The 20,057-nt window shown below is 59.3% G+C and carries 15 protein-coding genes and 1 pseudogene; 3 read left to right on the top strand and 13 right to left on the bottom strand.

Annotation, left to right across the window (positions count from 1 at the left end):
• The 6 genes and pseudogenes from ACQ4N8_RS26500 to ACQ4N8_RS26475 all read right to left on the bottom strand — a co-directional run.
• A partial coding sequence (locus ACQ4N8_RS26500; protein ID WP_430707362.1) for a ribosomal-processing cysteine protease Prp occupies positions 1-115 on the bottom strand: 115 nt, incomplete at its 3' end.
• A 332-nt stretch (positions 116-447) separates the two neighbouring features.
• Positions 448-1,005: pseudogene (locus ACQ4N8_RS26495) on the bottom strand (AAA family ATPase); the annotation flags it as partial.
• Positions 1,002-2,192, bottom strand: a complete 1,191-nt coding sequence (locus ACQ4N8_RS26490) for an exonuclease SbcCD subunit D (protein WP_430707361.1) — start codon at positions 2,190-2,192, stop codon at positions 1,002-1,004. The pseudogene ACQ4N8_RS26495 and the gene ACQ4N8_RS26490, both read right to left, overlap by 4 nt.
• 477 nt (positions 2,193-2,669) lie before the next feature.
• Positions 2,670-6,686, bottom strand: a complete 4,017-nt coding sequence (addA, locus tag ACQ4N8_RS26485) for a helicase-exonuclease AddAB subunit AddA (RefSeq protein WP_430707360.1) — start codon at positions 6,684-6,686, stop codon at positions 2,670-2,672.
• Positions 6,683-10,225, bottom strand: a complete 3,543-nt coding sequence (addB, locus tag ACQ4N8_RS26480; RefSeq protein WP_430707359.1) for a helicase-exonuclease AddAB subunit AddB — start codon at positions 10,223-10,225, stop codon at positions 6,683-6,685. The genes addA and addB overlap by 4 nt, the downstream gene beginning before the upstream one ends.
• A 208-nt stretch (positions 10,226-10,433) precedes the next feature.
• Entirely contained in the window at positions 10,434-11,807 is a 1,374-nt protein-coding gene (locus ACQ4N8_RS26475; protein ID WP_430707358.1) for a class I SAM-dependent rRNA methyltransferase, read from the bottom strand.
• A 208-nt stretch (positions 11,808-12,015) separates the two neighbouring features.
• Here ACQ4N8_RS26475 and ACQ4N8_RS26470 point away from each other — a divergent pair, with 208 nt between their 5' ends.
• A complete protein-coding gene (locus ACQ4N8_RS26470; RefSeq protein WP_430707357.1) occupies positions 12,016-13,035 on the top strand; it encodes a Na/Pi cotransporter family protein in 1,020 nt (339 codons plus the stop codon).
• A gap of 34 nt (positions 13,036-13,069) precedes the next feature.
• Here ACQ4N8_RS26470 and ACQ4N8_RS26465 read toward each other — a convergent pair whose 3' ends face one another.
• The 7 genes from ACQ4N8_RS26465 to ACQ4N8_RS26435 form a co-directional block, all read right to left on the bottom strand.
• Positions 13,070-13,507 (bottom strand): NUDIX hydrolase, encoded by a 438-nt coding sequence (locus ACQ4N8_RS26465; protein ID WP_430707356.1) that lies wholly within the window; start codon positions 13,505-13,507, stop codon positions 13,070-13,072.
• Between the two features lie 594 nt (positions 13,508-14,101).
• Positions 14,102-15,445, bottom strand: a complete 1,344-nt coding sequence (gene mtaB, locus ACQ4N8_RS26460; RefSeq protein WP_430707355.1) for a tRNA (N(6)-L-threonylcarbamoyladenosine(37)-C(2))-methylthiotransferase MtaB — start codon at positions 15,443-15,445, stop codon at positions 14,102-14,104.
• A gap of 3 nt (positions 15,446-15,448) precedes the next feature.
• Positions 15,449-16,213 carry a 16S rRNA (uracil(1498)-N(3))-methyltransferase gene (locus ACQ4N8_RS26455; protein ID WP_430707354.1) on the bottom strand — a complete coding sequence of 255 codons (765 nt, stop codon included), beginning with the start codon at positions 16,211-16,213 and terminating at the stop codon, positions 15,449-15,451.
• Between the two features lie 379 nt (positions 16,214-16,592).
• The gene (locus ACQ4N8_RS26450) at positions 16,593-17,276 is read right to left on the bottom strand and encodes a site-2 protease family protein (RefSeq protein WP_430707353.1); all 684 of its coding nucleotides are present in this window, start codon (positions 17,274-17,276) and stop codon (positions 16,593-16,595) included.
• A 5-nt stretch (positions 17,277-17,281) separates the two neighbouring features.
• Positions 17,282-18,250 carry a 50S ribosomal protein L11 methyltransferase gene (gene prmA, locus ACQ4N8_RS26445; RefSeq protein WP_430707352.1) on the bottom strand — a complete coding sequence of 323 codons (969 nt, stop codon included), beginning with the start codon at positions 18,248-18,250 and terminating at the stop codon, positions 17,282-17,284.
• Between the two features lie 118 nt (positions 18,251-18,368).
• Positions 18,369-18,548 (bottom strand): YfhD family protein, encoded by a 180-nt coding sequence (locus ACQ4N8_RS26440; protein WP_430707351.1) that lies wholly within the window; start codon positions 18,546-18,548, stop codon positions 18,369-18,371.
• A gap of 59 nt (positions 18,549-18,607) precedes the next feature.
• A complete protein-coding gene (locus ACQ4N8_RS26435; protein ID WP_430707350.1) occupies positions 18,608-18,976 on the bottom strand; it encodes a hypothetical protein in 369 nt (122 codons plus the stop codon).
• Between the two features lie 228 nt (positions 18,977-19,204).
• Between ACQ4N8_RS26435 and ACQ4N8_RS26430 the strand changes: the two genes are divergently transcribed.
• Positions 19,205-19,636 carry a hypothetical protein gene (locus ACQ4N8_RS26430; RefSeq protein WP_430707349.1) on the top strand — a complete coding sequence of 144 codons (432 nt, stop codon included), beginning with the start codon at positions 19,205-19,207 and terminating at the stop codon, positions 19,634-19,636.
• Positions 19,637-19,639: 3 nt separating this feature from the next.
• Complete coding sequence (locus ACQ4N8_RS26425) at positions 19,640-19,918, top strand: DUF2653 family protein (RefSeq protein WP_430707348.1); 279 nt, start codon at positions 19,640-19,642, stop codon at positions 19,916-19,918.
• Positions 19,919-20,057 lie beyond the last annotated feature (139 nt).

The following is a 20,057-nucleotide window of genomic DNA, read 5'->3' as shown; positions in this document are numbered from 1 at the left end:
TGCCCGTCAACGACTCGATCGAGTTAACCGTACCTACGGTAACGGCCGAAACGCCTGCGCACACGATGTCCTCTCCAGCCTTGGCTCCGCGGCCGTGCGCTGCGCCTCTTTCCAGGCCGTCAACACCGGCCTGATCACCTCGGCGGCGGCTCCGCGCGCCAGCTTCGCTTCCAGCGCGGCCACCGCGCCGCCCTGCTCGCGCAGCGCCTCGAGCTGCGCCGCGCGCTGGCCGCGCTCCAGGGACAGCTCGCGCACCTTGGCGAGCTGATCGTAGCGCTGCTGTGCGTGCAGCAGCTCGCGCCGCCGCCGCGCGGCAAGCTCCGCGGCTTCGCGCGCCGCGCCGGCCGCCTGCTCCAGCGCCTCTTCGGACGCGTTGCCGAGCCCTTGCTGCTCGGCGGCTACTTCGGCCCGGCGCTGCTCCGTCTCTTTGACCTTACGGGTCAGCTTCTGTCCCAGCAGATCGCCGTATTTCTCCAAATGGAACAGCCGCTGCAGCATCGCCCGGCGGTCCGCTCCCTTCAGCGACAAAAACTCGGCGAACTTCCCTTGCGGCAGCACGACGGCGCGGGTGAAATCGTCCATTTTCAGTCCGATTTTCTGCTCGACGCAGCGGGTAACGTCGGCCAGCTTGTCGGCAAGGACGTTCTCCTCCTCCGGCAAAATCTCGATAAACCGGCTGATCGTGTTGCTGACCGAGATTTCGCCCTGCCGTTTGAAGCGGCGCTCCACCCGGTACCGCTCCACGCCCGACGCCGAAGCGAGCTCGAACGTAAACGAGACGAACAGCGCGTCCTCCGAATGGTTCATAATCCCTTGGGTTCCGCCGGAGGCGCGGCCCACCTTGCCGTAGAGGGCGAGCGTAACGGCATCCAGAATCGTCGATTTGCCGCTGCCGGTCGGCCCGAAAATACCGAACAACCCCGTTTCGCACAGCTCGGTAAAATCGATGGTCTGCAGCTCCCGATAGCTTTGCAGTCCGGATAATTTCAGCGTAATCGGCTTCATAGGCTTCCTCCCTCCACGTCCGGATCGCCGGCCTCGTCCTCCTCGGCCACGAGCGACATAAACAGCTCGACCAGTTCTTCGTCAGGCTCGGCGCCGCCGGTCTGCCGCTGGTAAAACTTGCGGAACAGCTCATGCACCGGCAAGCCGGACCGGGACGCAAACTCCTCCTCCAGCTCCCGTCCGGGATACACCGGGCGGATGTGCACGATACCCTCGCGGGCTTTGCGCAAAGCCTGGATGTCGCCAAGCGACATGGCTTCGTTCAAGCTGATCTCAAGGTCGATAAACGCCCCCGCATCCCGCCCCTCCTCCAGCCAGCGGTAGGCCTCCGCCAAACCGCCGCGGCAATTCCAGCGCACGAGCGGCCGTCCGCTGCGGATATAGAGTTCTTCGAGGACCGGCTCCTTGCCCGGAGCCGCGTCCAGCATCATGACCGATTTGGCTTGTCCCGCCTCGGAAAAAGAATACGCCAACGGCGAGCCGCTGTAACGCGTCAAGCCCCCGCCTTTGACCGCCTGCGGCCGGTGTAGATGGCCAAGCGCCGTATACTGCGCCCCGACGTCGAGCGCGGACGGGTCCACCGTGTAGGCGCCGCCGACTTGGATCGGCCGCTCGGAATCGGATTCCAGCCCGCCGAGCACGTAGATATGGCTCATCGCGAGATTGACCGTATCGGGGCGGAAAGATCCGGCCAGCTGGCGCATCAGCTTGCCCACCTTGGCGCTGTATGCCAGCCGCAGCTCGGTTTCGTCCGCTTCGCCGGCCAGCAGCTCGGACAACCGGGATTCCGACGGGTACGGCAGCGCGGCGATGACGGCCGTTTCCCCGGTCCGGGGAACGGGGATCCGAACCGCTTCGTGGACCGGCAGCCCCACCAGGGTAATGCCCTGACGCGCCACCAGCGGCGAAACCGCGGACACCCGTTCGGGCTGGTCGTGGTTCCCGGCGATGACCGCCAGATGGCAGCCGCTTTCCGTCAGCCGCGCCGCCGCTTCGTAGAACATCGCCTCCGCCGCGGCCGGCGGGTTGACGCTATCGTAGACGTCCCCCGCCATCAAGATGACGTCCGCCTGCTGCTCCTTCACCATCAGCACCAGCTCGTCTAGAAACCGCTCCTGCTCCGCGAGCCGGCTCCTTCCTTCCAACGCGCGCCCCAAATGCCAATCGCCCGTATGTAAAATTCGCATCCGTTTTCCCCCTTGATCCCGGCGGTTTCGCCGACGATCCTCAGCTATTGGCTAAAATGCCGGTACTGCTCATCCCTCTAAATTCAGCGCCGTTTCCGGACGCGTCCCGGCACCTATTGTTAACAACATGCCGTAATAAGTCAGTTATTATCGTAATATTTGGGCACTATCGTTGCATTAAATACTTGGTACCTGTCGAGCATTGAATTGTACTCGGTTTTTCGAATACAATTCGCCGCTAACGACAAGAGGTGCAAATTCTATTCGATATTTCATACAGATTCTTGGCTTCCGGTTTCCTATGGTCCAATGAAGTATGAAATTTCATATACATTCCCCCCGAAATCGCCGGAAACGGCGATTTCTATTCGATTTTTCGCATAGATTTCTCTCCTGATCTTTTCGGCATTCCGGATTGGGGAAGCAGAGCCTATCGTTACCCGGATGTTCTGTAAGTTTAATGCAACACGAATGGTTCTACAGCTTTATCGCATCGCCGCTCTCGAAGAAATAAAGCCACATTTCGTCGATGGCATTGCCGGTGATTTGCTCCACGGCTTTGGCATACAGCTCCAATTGGAAGCGGTACGTTTCGGCTAAAGCGGCGACGCCGCCGCGATGCTCCAGCACCCGGTCGCTTTTGTAGTCGAGCAGGTACGCTTTTCCTTCAACCGCGAACAGGCAGTCCACGATCCCCTGAATCAGCACGTGTTCGCCGTCCAGTTCCTTCAGGGCTTCCGCGGGCGCCCCGCCGCCTTCCTCCGTATCCAGTCCGCCAAGCCGAGGCGACGCTTCGGCCGCCGGCAAGGCGTAGCTGAACGGCATCTCCCGTTTCATCCAATCCGCCCGGCGCAGCAAGTCCCCCAGCGGGCTTTGCAGCAACCCCGCGATGGTGGCCGCGTCGATGGCCGCCGCCTGCTCGGCCGTCATGATTTGACGTTCGATCAGGCGATCAAGCGTCGCATGAACGGCCTCCGAACCCGCCCCTCCGTCAAACGGCAAATGCTGCATCAGCGTATGGTACGCGGTCCCGCGTTCGGTCGGGCTCAGCTTGCGCTGCTCCATGAACCGCGGACGGCGCAAATGCAGCCTGAACTCCGGCCGCTCCTCCGTTTGCGCCTGCTCCAGCTCGCGCCGCAGTTCCGCTTCGGCGAAGGCGTCGCGGGCCGGCTCCTCCTGCATTGCCAGCAGCGCCTTCATCTCCGTCACTGAGGTTTTGGCCGAAATCCGGCTGGCCGCGGCAAATGGATAGGACCAGTCCAGCCGGTAGGCGACCGCTTCCCGCAGCCCGCCGTCCTGCGTTTCCTCCGGCGACACCGCAACCGGCCCGCCGGCAAGCAGCGCCTTCAACCGGGCCGGGTCCACGGCCGCGCGCTCCGCTGCCGCCGCCGCCTCGGCCCCGCCGGTCCGCGCAACCTCCCGGGAGGAGATAAACGCGATCCGCCACTCGGAAGGGCTATCCGCCAGTATGGCAGGCGCCGTCTCCGGGAGCCCGGCGAACCGCCGCAGCTCCGCCGCGCTGCGGTGGCGGATAAGCGACGGCCCGATCCAGTCGAGATAACAGCGGCCCCGCGCCAGCAGGTAATCGGGCAGCTGCTCGTTCCCGGCTTCCAAGGCACCGCCCCAGGCTTCCACGGATTTGGTTAAATTTTTGACCGAGGAAACAAGCACCAGCTTGTCCTTCGGACGGGTCAAAGCCACATAAAGCACGCGCATTTCCTCCGCCAGCAGCTCCATTTGCGCCCGCTTGCGGATCGCCAGGTTCGGCAAAGTCGGGTAGCTGACGCGGGTAGCGGCATCCACGTATTTCGGGCCAAACCCCATTTCTTTATGCATCAGGAAAGGCGCATTCAAATCTTGACGGTTGAATTGCTTGGACAAGCCGGCAGCGAACACGACCGGAAACTCCAGCCCCTTGCTTTTGTGGATCGTCATGATGCGAACGCCGTCCCCTTGCTCTCCCGCGGCCGCAGCCCCAAGATCGCCGCCGTTTTCGCGCAGCCGGGTCACATGCCGCAGAAACCGGAACACCCCCGGCGAAGCCGAGGAAACTTCGTATTGCCGGGCCCGGTCCAGCAGGGCCAGCAGGTTGCTTTGGCGTTGCGGCCCGCCCGGCAATCCGCCGACCCATTCCAGATAACCGGTTTCTCGGTAGATGTTCCGCAGCAGGCTGCCTAGCTCCCCTTCCCTGGCCATGTCGCGCCAAACGTTCAATTGACGCAGGAACGCCCGCAGCTTGTCCGTCAGCGCTTCCCCTTCAGGGACCGCCGCATTTTTCATTTCCGCGCCGCGCAAATCCGAGTCCAGCGCCTCCTCAGGTGCCGTATCGGGGAATTCATCGCGAATCGCTGCGGCCCGGACGAGCACCGCCTCATAATAACGGCCGCCTGGCGAAGCCAGCCGGATTTCCGCGAGTTCTTCCTCGGAAAAATCGTACAGCGGAGAACGCAGCACCGCCGCGAGCGGAATATCCTGCAGCGGATTGTCGATGACCTGCAAGAGCGACAGCATAGTCTCTACCTCGGACGCCTGAAAGTATCCCTGGCTCAGTTCCCCGTACGCCGGGATGCCTTCCACCCGCAGTTCCTCGATCATCGCCGGAGCCCAGGTTAATGTCGACCGCAGCAAAATCACCATATCGCGGTATGCGACCGGACGCATAGCCTGCAGGTGCTTGTCGTAAATGCGCAGCGGCTCGGCGCCGTCGCCCAGCATGCCGCGGATGCGCGCGGCGATCGCCCGGGCCTCGAGCCGCACCGCTTCGAGCAAGGCGGCTTCATCCTCGTCCCCTTCCTCACCCTCCGCCGAAGAAGAGGCGTCGCCTCCGGCATTCCCGCTCTCGTCCAAAGCAGAACCGGTAGCGCCCCCATCCCGGTCGATCAGCAGCAATTCGGGACGATAATCGTCGTCGCCGCCGACCGGAAATCCGTCCCCGTACACTAGCTCGGCCCGAGCATCGTAAGAAATTTCCGCCACGCTTTCGTTCATGATTTGCCGGAACAGCAAATTGACCGCATCGACGACTTCCCGGCGGCTGCGGAAGTTGCGCGCTAAATCGATGCGCAGCCCCGCCCCGCCAAAATCGTCTCCATAGGTCCGGTATTTCTCCAGAAACAGCCCGGGCTCGGCCAAACGGAAGCGGTAAATGCTCTGCTTCACGTCGCCGACCATAAACCGGTTGCCGGGAGCTTCCCGGGCGATCAGCCGCACGATGTCCTCCTGCACCGTATTCGTATCCTGATATTCGTCCAGCAGCACCTCGTCGTATTGCAGCCGGTATTCGAGCGCGGCGTCGGAGGGGCGCAGCTCGCCGGGTACCGAATCCGGGTGCCGTAAGATCTGCAGGCAATAGTGCTCCAGGTCGGAGAAATCAAGCCAGCCCTTCGCCACCTTCCCCAGCCGATATCGCTCCCCGAACAGGGCGATCAAATCGGATAACGCGGCGAGCAGCGGCGCCATGTCGTGCATCTCCCGCAAAAAAGCCTCCGCCGGCCGGCCGTACAGCTGCGTGCGCAAATCCGTGACGGTCTTCTTCGCTTCATCGCGCAGCGCCTTGACCCGCTCCTGCAGGTCCGGATCGGTCTGATCCTTTTTGCACGGCTTCAGCTTGCCGAAGTTCACGGACTGGAACACGTCGAACAGCGACGTCCAGGCCCCGGCGGCCACCGCTTCCCGCAGGACTTGAACGGCGTCCAAATCCTCCTGCAGCGTGACCGCGTACGGCTCGGGTCCTCCGGGGGACGCGGCCAGCGCCTTCGCCTGCGAGAGCAGGTCGGCTACGCCGCCAAGGGTGAGCGCCGTGTCGGCCAAAATGCTTTTGACCCATGCGCTGTTCTCCAGCGCGGCCACGTCCGGCGCCAAAAACGCCGAAGACGCCCGGCGCAGCCAGTTTTCCGGCCAAGGGTGACTGCGGGAAAAATCGTACAGCCGCTGCACCAGCGCCATGACGGCTTCATCGCTGCGTTCCCCGCCAAACAGGTCCACCAGCGTCAAAAACGGGCTTCCGGCCGTTTCGCTGCCGTATTTTTCCTCGAACAGCTCCTCCAGCACCTCCTGCCGCAGCAGCGCCGTTTCGCTCTCCGAAGCGATCCGGAAACCCGGATCGAGCGGGATCAGCGTGTAATACCGCTGAATCACCTCCATGCAAAACGAGTGGAGCGTCGTAATCGACGCGCGTCCCAGCATGGCCAGCTGACGGTTCAAATACTCGCTGCCCGGATCCTTGGCAAGCTCTTTCTCCAGTGCTTCCGTAATCCGCTGCCGCATCTCGGCGGCCGCCGCTTTCGTAAACGTGGCCACCAGCAGCCGGTCGACGCTAAGCGGCTGCTCGCGGTCCGTGAGCTTGCCGATGATGCGCTCCACGAGCACCGCCGTTTTGCCCGAGCCGGCCGCCGCCGCTACCAGCATGTCGCCACCGGACAAGGCGATCGCCCGCCACTGGTCATCGCTCCAGTAGCTCCCGGGCGGTTTGGGTTTTATCGTCGTCGTTGTCATGACGGATTCGCTTCCTTTCCGGTGCCCTGACCCAGGAGCTCCCAAATTTCCTGTTTGCCCGGCTTGCCGAGCAAATGATACGAACTGCCCTCAAGCGATTCCTCGAACCGGCAGACCGGCTTGTACGCGCAATGCGTGCAGGCCGTCTCCAGCCCCAGCCGGTACGGGGCGATTTCCACGTCCCCGTCGGTGATCCTCGTCCCGATCTCCGTGATCGCCTGCCGCACCGAGCCAAGCAGCGTCTCCCACTGCTCCGGCGTCGCCACGGAGGCGCTGCTGTAGAATCCTCCGTCCGCCTTAACGGCCACGGGCAGAATGTCCGAATGGCCCTTTTCCAGCTGGCCGTCCATCTTCGCGATCACGTCCCGGTCCGCCAGCAGCAGGCCTTTCATTTTGAACCGTTTCAACAGCTCCTGATGCGCTTGCTCCGGGCTCATCCCGTTGCTGCTCTGCAGCAGCGGATTATGCACATGGAAGTAGAGCGTGCCCGCCGGCAATGCCGGACGGCCGAGCCACGTTTCCGCCGAGGACAACAGCACGTCCAGATACGTGAGCATTTGCAGGGATAATCCGTAATACACCTCATGCAGCTTCAGGTCGGTTTGGCTTGATTTATAGTCGATGACCCGCAACAGCAGCCCTTGCTCGCCTTCCGCCATGTCGACCCGGTCGATCCGGCCGACGATCTCCATGACGCAGCCGTTGGGCAGCTCGAACGTCAGCGGCGGCAGCGGCCGTCCCGGCCCGAAATCCAGCTCCAGCCCGATGGGCTCGAAGCTGCCGCGGCGCGACTGCTCGCCGAGGATCAACGAGGCCCGGCCGACGATATTTTTCAGCTTGCGGGAAATGTAGCCGTAACGCTTGGAGCTGAGCAGGATTTCCCCCTGCAGATTCGGCGCCAGCTCGTCCACCGCCGCATCGGCCGCCCGCAGCACTTCCTCCGGAGACAGGCTGCCCCAGCTGCGGTTATCCGCCTTGAAAGTCATCGCCATCGAACTGAGCGCGGCATGGAACAGCTGGCCGATATCCGGCGCCTTCAACCGGTACAGCTGCCGTTCCTTCAGTTTCAGTCCATGGGAAGCGAAATGCGCAAACGGGCAAGCCGAAAACTTCTCCATCCGCGACACGCTGGTCCGCAGGCGTTTGCCGTACAGCTTGCGGCTCGTCGCCGGCGTCAAGCCCCGCACCCGGTTGCGGTAATCCAGCGATCCCAGCAGCCGCTGTGCTTTGGCATCCCAGTCCGGCTGGTCCTTGTACCACTCCAGCACGCGCCACCACAGCGGAGAAATCGGTTCGCCGGATTTCCACAGCCGCAGCTGTCCGATCAAGGCCGGCAGGGCAGGCCCCGGCCGGGAGACGAAGTCCAGCTGCTGCTCAGCCAGTGCGGGGTCGCCATTGTCCATAAGACCCGGCGCTTGGCTAAGCGGCTGCTCCTTCAAGGCCGGGAATATCCGCTTCACATGGCGGATCACCTCGGACGGCAGCAGCGCGCGGCCTTCCTCGTCGGAGGCCGGGTAGCTCAGCCACAACGAGCGGCTGGCTCCCGTCAACGCCCCGTAGACCATGAAGCGCTCATCCAGCAGCTTCCGGGTCAGGCCCGGCGCCAGCTCGAGCCCGATCTCCGCCAGGCGCTGCCGCTCCTGGTCGCTGAACACGCCTTCCTCCTGCAGGCTCGCCGGCATGATCCCCTCGTTGATGCCGAGCAGGAACAAATGCTTCACGAGCCCCGAGCGGGTCCGGTCCGTGCTGCCGATCAGCACCTGATCCAGGGACGGCGGCACAAGCGACAGCTTCAGCTCCTTGAGCCCGGTCTCCAGCACCCCGGCAAACAGTTCGAGCTCCAGCGTCTCGTCCCCCATCATCTCCACGATCTGGTCCAACAGGTCGAGCACCGCGCCCCACAGCTGGCGATGCTCCATCGCTTGGCGCGGCCGGCCTTCGCGCAGCATCCGGTGCGCCAGAACATCGAGATGCTTCGCCGCTTCCGTGTCCTCCAGCAGCTGATAGACGGCCGCGCACAGGTCGGCGGCGGTCGCCGCTTTTTTCAGACGCTTCTCGAAAGCCGATAACGGCTCCGCGACCGCGGACCGACACCGCTCCAACAGGCGCAGATTTTCCTGCGCCTTGTCGGAAGCCGCCTCCTCGCCCTGCTCCAGCGACAGGCTGGGCGCCATTTTCCACGGACGTCCGTCAAACCAGCGATAGCCCTGTATGCCGCTCGCCAGCACGTAATTCTCCAGCGCGTCCATATGCTCCCGCGTCAGGCTGCCGTCCAGCGGCAGCACAAATTCGCTTTTGATGCAGCGGAATACATCGTCGTATTTCCAGAACCCCAGCACCACATCAAGCGACGCCCGGATGAATTCGACGAGCGGGTGGTGCAGCATGCTTGTTTTTTGGTCGAGGAAATAAGGAATTCCGTACTCCTCCATCAACGGTGCCACGATATGCTCGTAATCCCCCAGGTTGCGCACCAAAAGCGCCATCTCCCGCCAGCGAACGCCCTCTTCGCGGGCCAAACGTACCATCTCCCGGGCGGCCCCTTCCGCTTCGGCGCGCCGTCCGCCTGCCCGATGCAGGGACAGCGCATGCGCCAGATCGTGCGGCGGTTCGGCCTGGGGCCAAGGCGTGCGCCGTTCGTAGGCCGACTCCAGGTGAGACAATGTCTCGCTGCCCCGAAGACGCGGATAGGGCCGCTGTTCCAGCAGCTCGGCCGCCTTGACTTCGACGCCGGCTTCTTCCGCCAATTGGCGCAGCTTCACATAAGCCGTCGCAGGGGTGTGGAACAGGTTCAATTCATGCGGCAGCACGCCGTCATCGTAAGGACGGTCCAGCGTCAGCGATACGGTCACGGAGGCGGCAGCCTTCAGCAGCGCGCCGATTGCCGTATATTCCTGGGGCGTAAAGGTGTGGAAGCCGTCGATCCAAATCTCCGCCCCCCGTAAATAGGCCGATTCCGCCGCACCCTGGGCCAGCTTCATGACATGGTCCTCGTTGTCGATATACAACCGGGACAGCTCTTCGTCAAATTCGGTGAACAGCAGGCTAAGGTCGTGCATCTTATTCGTAAGCAGCGGGGATTCGCCGGCGGTTGCCTCCAGAAATTGGTGATGTTCCCGCAGTGCGGCGAAATCCACGTTGTATTTTTTCATTTCGGTGTACAGCCCGGCCATCCGGTCGATCATGCCAAGCTGGTCTCCGCCGCGCCCGAACAGCTTCAGCTCGTCCTTGTGCCGGCGCAGCATCTTGTACAGCAGCATCTTTTTGCCTTCATCATTGATCGGTACAAGCGCAGCTCCGCCGGTCTCCTGCATCACGCGCAGCGCCAGCCGGCGGAATCCGAGCACCTGGGTACGCACCGTTCCGCGCAGGCCCGGAGCCATAGCGATGCGCTGCTCGATCTGGAACGTTCCTTGCTCCGGGGTTAGGAGGATCAAAGGCGGACCTGTGGGATTCTCACGCAGCGAGGCGGCGACCCGGTCGAGAATCAGAGTGCTTTTGCCGCTGCCGGCGCGGCCGAGGATGAATTGTAAAGACATGGAATAACCTCCTACAACGGACAATTCGTTAATTCCCAGTATAGCATAAATGCGATCAAACATTCGCATCGAAAAAACACCGCCCAACCGCCCCCGGAGTCCACGGCAAGCCAGGCAACGTCCGCTTTTCTCCCCTTTAGACTGATGAAAAAAACAGCCTCGCTCCGCGTTCTCCCGCTGGGCAAGGCTGTTCATATCGGATTTCAAGTCAATACGCCGTTTTGCTGCGCACCTCGAAAATGGCGAATTTCAAGTAATGCCCTTCGTCCACGCCGAGAATCTGCGGATGGTCCTTGCCGGCCGGCCGCCATTCGACGAGTCGCAGCACTTTGCCGGCATCTTCGGCGGCTTCCAGGATCGTCTCCAGGAACAAATCGGGCCGCATATGGTAGGAGCAGCTCGCCGTCACCAAATAACCGCCCTCGTTGACCAGCTTCATTCCATGCAGGTTGATATCCTTATAGCCGCGGCAGGCCCCTTTCACTGCCGCTTTCGTCTTGGCGAAAGCCGGCGGGTCGAGAATGACCACATCCCAGGTCCGTCCGCCGCCCGCCGTCAGCGGCACGGAGGTATCGACCTTGCCGTCTTGCGCGGCACGGCGGGTACGTTCCTCAACCCCTTTGACCTGACTGCGAAGATAGTCGAACGCGTCGGCGACGACGAACTCCACCCGGTCCGCAAACCCGTTGAGCTCCACGTTCCGTTTCGCGCTATCGATCGCATGCTCGGAAATATCGAGGCAGGTGACTTTTTTGGCCCCATACCGGCAGGCATGCAGCGTGAAGCTTCCCGTATGCGAAAAGCATTCCAGCACCGTCGCCCCGTCCCAATGCGGGAAAGTGACCTCCTTGCCGTTCCGGTTGACGGGAACGCGGCGAACGCCGCCGTCCTCGGCCGCGAGCTCCTGCAGCTCAATCCCGCTCCGGCCGCCCCAGCCGGTCATGAGCGGTTCGACCGAAGCCCGGTTTTCGCGCTGATCGAAGAAATACCCCGTCTTCTGCCCTTGCTCGATATCCACTTCGATCTTCAAGCCGTTCTCCGATACGATGACATGGCGCGGCGGTTGGCCGTAAATCGGTCCTTGAACCTGCTCCAGGCCTTCCATCTCGCGCACGGAGACGTCGCTGCGCTCATAGATGCCTGCAGGCTCCATCACTTCAACCAATGCGGACACGATATGCTCCCGGCAGCGGTCCATCCCCAGCGTCAGCAGTTGAACAACGAGCACGTCGCCGAACTTGTCCACGATCAGGCCGGGCAAAAAGTCGGCTTCGCCATACACCAAGCGGTAAGACTCCTCTTTCACGAACCGTTCGCGATGCTTCAGGCATTCCGTAAACCGCTGAACGAAAAAGGCGGCGTCCATCTCCGTCAGCGGCGTATATGAAACGGCTCTCACCGTGATTTGCGAAGCCGGGTTGTAATAGCCCGTTGCCAAATAACGCCGCCGATGATCCATGATATCGACCAGGCTCCCCGGCTGCGGCTCCCCTTCCACGCTTTCGATTTCGTTCTTGAATATCCATGGATGCCCTTTTTCCAACCGCTTCTTGCGGCTGCGCTGCAATATGACCATAGCCACTTGTCCATTCACTCCTAAACGAGGTTGTTCAACTCGCACTAAATGTTTGTCTGACTCCCTAGATTAACTGGACTTTTCCACTTCGATGCTCCGGAAACCGGCAAATCGGGCCGCTTCCGCCATAGCGGCGCTTTGCCGCAAGCATGGAAGTTGTCCAGCATTCATATATGTAACTTGTACTCATCTAAAAAAAGGGGGAGGCGCCGACATGTTTCAAGAAATTATTTTCCCGGTGACGTTTGGGCTGGCCCTGTTCCTGTTCGGCATGAAAATCATGGAGGCCGCCTTGCATGCCTGGGCCGGACCCAAGTTAATCGGGTTTCTTCATCGGACGACGCGCACGCCTTGGACCGGCCTATTGTCCAGCACGTTGATTACCGCCGTATTGCAGAGCAGCACCGCGGTGACGGTCATGACGATCGGGCTCGTCAACGCCGGCCTGCTATCCTATGCCCGGACGCTTGGCATCATCCTCGGCGGTAATATCGGGACTTGCCTGACGACCGAGCTGATCGCTCTTAATATTGCCAAACTGGGCGTTCCCATGCTGATGATGTCCCTCGTACTCTGGGGTGCGGCCGTGCTTGGCGAAGAAATGCTGCCGGCCTACGTAAAGCGCCGCCTGCCTCTCCTGCTTCCTCTGCAATTCGGCGCTTTGGCCGCCGCCGGCTTCAGCCTCGTGATGATCGCGATCCGTTTCATGCAATCGATCGGCCCGGCGCTGGAGGAACGCGGCGTCATTGCCTGGCTGCTGGAGCATGCGACCGGCAGCCTGCTGTGGGGGGCACTTGCCGGCGCTATCCTGACCGCCATTATTCACAGCAGCGCCGCGGTAGTCGCCATGACCATGGGTCTTGCCGCCAGCGGCGCCCTGCCGGTGGAGTTCGGCATCGCCATGGTGATCGGCTCCAACGTTGGCACCTGCGTTACCGCGCTGATCGCGTCCATCGGCGGCACCCGGCCGGGCCAGTTTGTCGCCTGGTCGCATGTCGCGCTAAACGTGCTAGGAGCGATGCTGTTTCTGCCGCTGGTACCTGCGTTGGAAGCGGCGGCGGCTTGGATGACCGGTGACCTCTCGGCGCAAATCGCGCATTCGCAGACGATTTTTAACGTCGCTTGTTCCCTGCTGGCCCTGCCGTTTTGCTATTTACCCGTTTGGTCCAGACTCGAGAAGACCGGCACCGGCATCGATGTGCCCAATGCGCTGCCGCCGGCAAACCGGGCGTAGGGAACTACGCTCCGCCTCTTCTGCGTGGCATGAACTAATTCTCCGGTTCGATGTCAAGCAGCCTTAGCGCTTTTTCCAAGATAAAATCGTTGTTGTCGTATCCCGAATTCTGCTGTTGGCGCCAGGCCTCCTGCGGCTCGTACCAAGAGACGCTGCGGATTTCCTCCAGCTGCGGACGGAGGGCTCCGCTTTGCCATTCCACCAAGTAATAGTGCACCTCTTTATCGACGCTGCCGTGCTTGGGATGATGGTAAGTATAGGCGATAATGTCGATTAGTTTATCGATCCGGCCCACGATGCCGGTTTCCTCCAAAATTTCGCGAAGCGCCGTCTGCTCGACCGTTTCGCCCGGTTCCCTTTTTCCTTTGGGAAACGAGATCTTGCCGTAACGATCGGTGATCAGTTGAATTTGCATCCGGCCGTCTTCGATGCGGTAGACAACGCCTCCTGCAGAGATTTCTTTGAATGGCATTCTGGCTGTACCTCCTTAAGTATGATCTCAACCCTCCCAAACCGGGATCTCAACCCTCCCAAACCCTCCCTTACCGTAAGGGAGGGCTCCCAAGGGCCTGCTGCCCTTGGGCATCCCGCAAACTGGACTAACGTGGGAAAGACTGAGGCGCTCCTGCTCGCTGTTCCCTTCGGGAATGCGCTGGGCTTTGGTGTGTGGATCGCTTTTCTCCCCTTCGGGGTACGTCTCACTTTCAGCGCTCCCGGGTTACCTGGAAACTCAATGAACGTAGGATCCTATGAAGCGCTCCTGCTCGCTGTTCCTTTCGGCAATGCGCTCTGCTTTGGTGCATGGATCGCTTTTCCCCCTTCGGGTACGTCTCACTCTCAGCACTCCCGGGTTACCTGGAAACCCAATGAACGTAGGATCCTATGAGGCTCCTGCCCGCTGTTCCCTCCGGGAATGCGCTCTGCTTGGGTGCGCTAACCCTTAGTGTCACTTGTTAATTATAGGTGCATCCGTACTCATACTTCCAATTCCCCCAATGTAACAACAAGGATTTCAGCCCGCGGGGGTGAAATCCTTGTGATGCCCGATTGGCGGGCAGAACTTATTTTAAGCTAGGGCCTGCGAGGCTTCATCCAGGACGCGGACCAGCTGGCCTTCGCTGGTATTGATGTCGGCTTTGGTCAGCTTGACGCGGCACATTTTGCCGGTCAGGTCAGGCGTACCCGGGAAGCGGATTTGCAGGTAGTTGTCGCTGAAGCCGGTCACGAAGCCGTCTCCGGCGGTGCCTTTCTCGTCTTTCTCCGGAATGACGTCCAGCACTTGGCCGACGAACTTCTGAGCATAGGCGAGTTGCATTTGCTCGGACAAATCGATCAACTCATGCACGCGGGCATGCTTCACCTCTTCGTCCACTTGATCTTCCATCCGGGCGGCCGGCGTGCCGGTCCGTTTGGAATACGGGAACACGTGCATTTCCGAGAAGCCGATACGTTTGATCGTTTCAAAGCCCTCGCGGAAAAGCTCGTCGGTCTCGCCCGGAAAGCCGACGATGACGTCGGTCGTGATCGCTACGTCCGGCATAAATTCACGGATCATTTTGATTTTATGCTCGAACTCCTGGGTGGTATACTTTCTTCTCATGCGCTTGAGCACTTCATTGCTGCCGGCCTGCAGCGGGATGTGGAAATGACGGCACATTTTCGAGGAGCCCTTCAGCACCTCAAGCATACGCTCGTCGATTTGGCTGGCTTCGATCGAGCTGATGCGGATCCGGCCGAGCCCTTCCACTTTATCCAGATCCCAAAGCAGGTCGGACAACCGATAGTTCTCCAGATCGTCTCCGTATCCCCCGGTATGGATCCCGGTCAATACGATTTCTTTGTAACCCGCGGCGACCAGCTGGCGCGCTTGCTGGACCACGCTTTGCGGGTCGCGGCTGCGCGACAGGCCGCGCGACCAAGGAATAATGCAGAAAGTGCAAAAATTGTTGCAGCCCTCCTGAATTTTGAGAAAAGCCCGGGTATGGTCGGCAAAATCCGGCACGTCCAGCTCTTCGAACTCCCGGGTTTTCATAATGTTGCGAACGGCATTGATCGGTTTGCGCTGCGCTTGGATTTGCTTCACGTAAGGGATAATTTTCTCGCGGTCCTGCGTACCAATAACAAGATCCACGCCGGGAATATCCAAAATTTCCGCGGGCGAAGTTTGGGCATAACAGCCCGTGACTGCCACGATCGCGTCTGGATTGCGACGCACCGCCCGTCGGATAATTTGACGGCTCTTTTTATCACCGGTATTCGTTACGGTACAAGTATTGATCAAATATACGTCAGCGGCGGATTGCTCGAAATCAACCTGCTCGTAGCCTTCATTTTTAAACAGCTGCCAAATGGCTTCGGTATCATAAAAATTAACTTTACAGCCCAAGGTGTAAAAGGCGACAGTTGGCATCGCTCAAATTCCCCCCATTTCTCCGGATTCATACATGATGCAGGTTAAAGCTGCCATGGCGGCCGTTTCGGTACGCAAAATGCGCCGCCCCAAACCGACGGACACGGCTCCGGCCAATTCGGCTTCCCGTACTTCTTCTTCGGTAAAACCGCCTTCGGGCCCCACCACAACGGCTACCTTATAGGTTTGTTCAGGCACCAGCTTCTCGGCAAAAGGCTTCAATACGTCGCGCAATTGCTGGCCTTCTTCTTTCTCATAACATAAGCATACCAGATCGTAGCCCTTAACCGCAGCCAGCAGCTCGTCCCATTTCACCGGCATATCCACGGCCGGAATTTTGCTGCGATGGGCTTGCTCGGCGGCCTCCTTGGAAATTTTCTTCCAGCGGCCCAAGCGTTTCTCTTCCTTCTTGCTGTCATATTGTACCACGGTGCGTTCCGACAAAAACGGAAGGAAGGAGGTAGCCCCGATCTCCGTGCACTTCTGGATAACGGTTTCCATCTTGTCGCCTTTCGGCAGACTCTGGGCCACCGTCACTTTCAGCCACGGTTCTCCGGATGCCGCCAGCGCGTCTATAATAGCCGCAGTGACTTCCTGCGGCTCGATCGTTAATATTTCCGCGAGGACTTCACGGGAAACGCCGTCGCTCACGATCAGCTTGTCGCCGGGCTTGGAACGCATCACCCTGCCGATATGGCGGGCATCCTCCCCGGTAATCGTCACTTCCCGTTCGCCAAACTGCGCGGGCTCCACAAAATATCGCTGCATGCTCATCCATCCTCGCCCTAAAAATGCTGGTTCAGAAAAGTTAGCTGAACGAAACGGACCGTAATGACCTTATTTGCCCATTTCCCGGCTATTTCCCACTGTAACGGACTCCTGAGACCTTACGGGTCTCTCATGGCGGTCATTTAACCGCTTTTGTCTGAATTGAGGTCTCCTCGGTCCGTTAGAACCGGAAAATGTCCCAAATGCGGGTCAATAGCGTTTCTGGTGTCCGTTAGCCCGGCTGAATCCAAGATTCGACGCCGAATCTGCTACTATGCGTCATCCGCGTGATCGAAAGCTGACTTTCTGAACAACCGCTAAAATCACCAAAGTACATCATACAACTTTTGAAAAAGCCTTTCCACTGTTTCTTGCCGCATCAAGCCCCGAACAGGATGAGGAAAAACTGGGCGAATTGGAAATACATCGACTGGGCCGCCTGGTACAGAGGCGTAATCGTATACCGCTGCAGTCCCGGAATGACCAGGATAAGCAAAAAGATCAACACCGACCACTGCTCATACTGCTGCAGCTTGCCCAGCACGCGGCGCGGCACCACATCCTCCAGAATGCGGTAGCCGTCGAGCGGCGGAAGGGGAATCAAGTTGAATAAAAACAAGAAAAAGTTCATTAGCGTAAACAGGTTAAAGAAGATCAAAACGGCTTGAAGCAGTTTTTCGTTGGTGATCGCATCCAGCACGCCGAATTGAGCCAGCATGACGTAGATCAAGGTCCCGAGAACGCCCAGCAGCAAGTTGCTCAGCGGTCCGGCCGCCGATACGATCACGCCCATCATGCGAGGTTTGCTAAAGTTGTCGCGATTGACCGGCACCGGCCGGGCCCATCCGAATCCTGCGATCAGCAGCAGGATGATGCCCAGCAAGTCGAAATGCACCGCCGGATTCAGAGTGACGCGGCCAAGCAGCTTGGCCGTAGGGTCCCCGAATTTATTTGCGAAATAAGCATGGGAAAATTCATGAATGGTAAACGCGACCACCAAGGTGATCAAATAGAAAGGAAGCTGGTCCAAGGGGACCCGCAGGATTTGGTTTAAGAATTCCATTACATTTACCTCTTTCTCGCCACAAAAGCCACCCAATCTTCTTCCCGGGCCGTCCGTTCCAGCTCAAAACCCGCGGCAAGCAGCGCTTCTTCTACGGCTTGTTCTTTATTTTTATAAATGCCCGAGGCGATATAATAGCCGCCGGGTTGCAAGGCCTGATACACATCGTCGATGAACAGCAGGATAATCTCGGCCAAAATATTGGCGACGACCACGCGCACCGGCAGCTTCACCTGCACGTCCCTGCTGCCTTCGCTCTTAAGCACGGACAACAGATCGCTCTCCACGACCTGGATTTGGTCCTCCAGCCGATTCAGCCGCGTATTTTCCGTTGCGCTGGATACCGCCACCGGATCCAGATCAAGGGCAAGCACCTTGGAAGCTCCCAAACGGCACGCGCCGATCGCGAGAATCCCTGAACCGGTACCGACATCGATAACCTCGTCTCCCTCGCGGATGACGCTCTCCAAGGTGCGAAGGCATAACGAGGTAGTCGGATGCGTCCCCGTACCGAAAGCCATGCCGGGATCAAGCTCGATGATTTGCTCCTCCGGCGATTGCGTCGCGTAATCTTCCCAGGTCGGCTTGATCGTCAGCCTTTCCGATACGCGCAGCGGTTTAAAGTATTGCTTCCAGTTATTGGCCCAATCGTCTTCACTAACGTCCCGGACGGCGATCTCCGCCGCTCCCGGATCGATATCGTAGCTTCTGAGCTCTTCAATCCGCGCTTGAACTTCGACGATGACATCGTCGATATTCGGGCCTTCGGGAAAATACCCGCTGATCTTGGCTTCGCCCTCGGGAATATCGTTCGGCGGAATTTCAAACCATTGCCCGAGCGACGTATCGCGCGGCTTGTCGTTATCGACGTGCTCCTCGATGGTTACCCCGCCCGCCCCCGCTTCATGCAAGAAGTTTGAAATCATCTCTACAGCTTCTTCCGTTGTATGTATAGTTATTTCCTTCCAAATCATCGTATGTTTTCCTCCTTGACTGACATGCATAAGATTTATTGTACTATAGAATGCAAGCAGTGACAAAGCAGGGCGGAGAGAATCCCGAGTAGGATCCCTCCGCCCTGACGTAATCGCATTACAGCTTGAATTGGCCCTGCTGGCGCGCATCCGCCCGCTCGCTGCGCTCCAAAGCCTCCCAATCCTCTTGATCCGCAAGCTCCTCGGAAAATTCCACGTCTTGATTGTGCTCGATCGGCATTTTTTGCGCTTTGCCCGAAGTACGCTTTGTGCGCCGGTCCTCATGGCTTTGGCTCATGCTTGGAACAACTCCTTTTCTTCTATGAATCTTGGTTTACCCCGACTACGAAACAAACGCTAAATGAGGCCGCCCGCTTCCTCGACGATGCGGAGAGCCTGATGGTGAATGGACTCGTCAACGACGGCAGTTAACAAAATATCGTGCCCGGTAGGGCCTCCTTGGCCGCCATGGCTGAGTCCGCTGGCCGCCGGGTCCGCCGCCGCCAAGATACCCGCGGAGTGGTTCGTAATGGCGGCATCCTGGGTAATCGCCGCCAAGCTGGAGATTTTCCCCGTCACCGGGTTCATCGGGTCATAGCCCTCGCCCGCATAGCGGCTGAAGCGGTCAATCGACATATCCACGACCCTTAATGCGCTTAGCTTACGCGCTACGCCTTCGGCTTCCTCCGGGCTTTTGAAATAAGCCAAAATATTTTTTTCGGCCATCCTTCATCCCTGCCTTTCGTATCAGCTAATGTGCTGCACCGGATGCGGCCCATTATAAAGATAGGATGTAAACTTGGCCTGGGCTTTATGCAGCAGGTCCAAGAAGAATCGATGCACCCCGAACTAGATTTTGCATTTGATTTAATTTTGAAACATCTCCGGCACTTGCCCGTATTACTTGCTAGGGAACAGAACATACTTACATGCATAGGAGGGTGTCCACATACCATGATGAAAAAAATGATGCTGATCGTAATGGCCTTTACGCTCTTTTTCGCTTTCACGTTCCCCGATGCGGCCGACGCCAGACGCGGCGGCTTTAAGTCCGGCCCGCGAACCTACAATCCTTCGACGAAAAAGCCGGCGCAAAGCGATTACCAAAATACGACGGGCAACCGAACCGGGGCCACGACGGGAGCTCCGACAACGGGACGCGGTTTCTTCAGCGGCGGCGGCTTTATGCGCGGACTGATGGTCGGCGGTCTGGCCGGCATGCTGTTCGGAGGCTTGTTCGGAAACATGGGCTTTTTCGGCAATTTGCTAGGGTTGGCCGTGAACCTGCTAGCGATCTACGTCATTATTATCGCTGTAATGGCCTTGTACCGCCGCTTCAAAAAACAACCGCGCCAGGACGACTACCGCCGCGGAGGAAGATATTAAGCCATGATTCTCGGCATGGATGAAATCATCAACGCCATTTGCCTGAATACGGCGGAGCGGACGGGCGTCCGCCCATCCGACGTTCAAGTGGAGTTAAGCTGGGACGAAGACACCGGCTTCACGGGCGAGGTATGGGTGAACGGCCGCAGCCGGTACCTGGTCGAATCCAATATCATGGAGTCGATCATGCAATATGTCCATCAACAATACGGCAGACGGATTTTCCGGGAGGATGTCAGGCTGGAGCTTGAGGAGGAAATCATTGCGGTCGTTCATGAATAAGGGCTGGCCCCCCGATACGAGCGAATAAAAAAAGCGCGAGCATGCAGGATGGAATAAACTGGTACCCATCCACTGGACACTTCAAAAAAAGTGTTTAGCGTATGGGTACCTTTTTGTATACTGGAAACAACAGTAGGGG

The sequence above is a fragment of the Paenibacillus macerans genome (assembly GCF_050565405.1).
Lineage (GTDB): Bacteria > Bacillota > Bacilli > Paenibacillales > Paenibacillaceae > Fontibacillus > Fontibacillus macerans_B.
Note: the sequence above shows the minus strand (reverse complement) of the source record. Positions and strands in the feature narration are given on the sequence as shown.

Excerpts from the sequence above, each read along its gene's own strand:
- ACQ4N8_RS26490 (WP_430707361.1), bottom strand. The coding sequence starts at position 2,192 with ATGCGAATTTTACATACGGGCGATTGGCATTTGGGGCGCGCGTTGGAA.
- addA (WP_430707360.1), bottom strand. The coding sequence starts at position 6,686 with ATGACAACGACGACGATAAAACCCAAACCGCCCGGGAGCTACTGGAGC.
- addB (WP_430707359.1), bottom strand. The coding sequence starts at position 10,225 with ATGTCTTTACAATTCATCCTCGGCCGCGCCGGCAGCGGCAAAAGCACT.
- ACQ4N8_RS26470 (WP_430707357.1), top strand. The coding sequence starts at position 12,016 with ATGTTTCAAGAAATTATTTTCCCGGTGACGTTTGGGCTGGCCCTGTTC.
- ACQ4N8_RS26465 (WP_430707356.1), bottom strand. The coding sequence starts at position 13,507 with ATGCCATTCAAAGAAATCTCTGCAGGAGGCGTTGTCTACCGCATCGAA.
- mtaB (WP_430707355.1), bottom strand. The coding sequence starts at position 15,445 with ATGCCAACTGTCGCCTTTTACACCTTGGGCTGTAAAGTTAATTTTTAT.
- ACQ4N8_RS26455 (WP_430707354.1), bottom strand. The coding sequence starts at position 16,213 with ATGCAGCGATATTTTGTGGAGCCCGCGCAGTTTGGCGAACGGGAAGTG.
- ACQ4N8_RS26450 (WP_430707353.1), bottom strand. The coding sequence starts at position 17,276 with ATGGAATTCTTAAACCAAATCCTGCGGGTCCCCTTGGACCAGCTTCCT.
- prmA (WP_430707352.1), bottom strand. The coding sequence starts at position 18,250 with ATGATTTGGAAGGAAATAACTATACATACAACGGAAGAAGCTGTAGAG.
- ACQ4N8_RS26440 (WP_430707351.1), bottom strand. The coding sequence starts at position 18,548 with ATGAGCCAAAGCCATGAGGACCGGCGCACAAAGCGTACTTCGGGCAAA.
- ACQ4N8_RS26435 (WP_430707350.1), bottom strand. The coding sequence starts at position 18,976 with ATGGCCGAAAAAAATATTTTGGCTTATTTCAAAAGCCCGGAGGAAGCC.
- ACQ4N8_RS26430 (WP_430707349.1), top strand. The coding sequence starts at position 19,205 with ATGATGAAAAAAATGATGCTGATCGTAATGGCCTTTACGCTCTTTTTC.
- ACQ4N8_RS26425 (WP_430707348.1), top strand. The coding sequence starts at position 19,640 with ATGATTCTCGGCATGGATGAAATCATCAACGCCATTTGCCTGAATACG.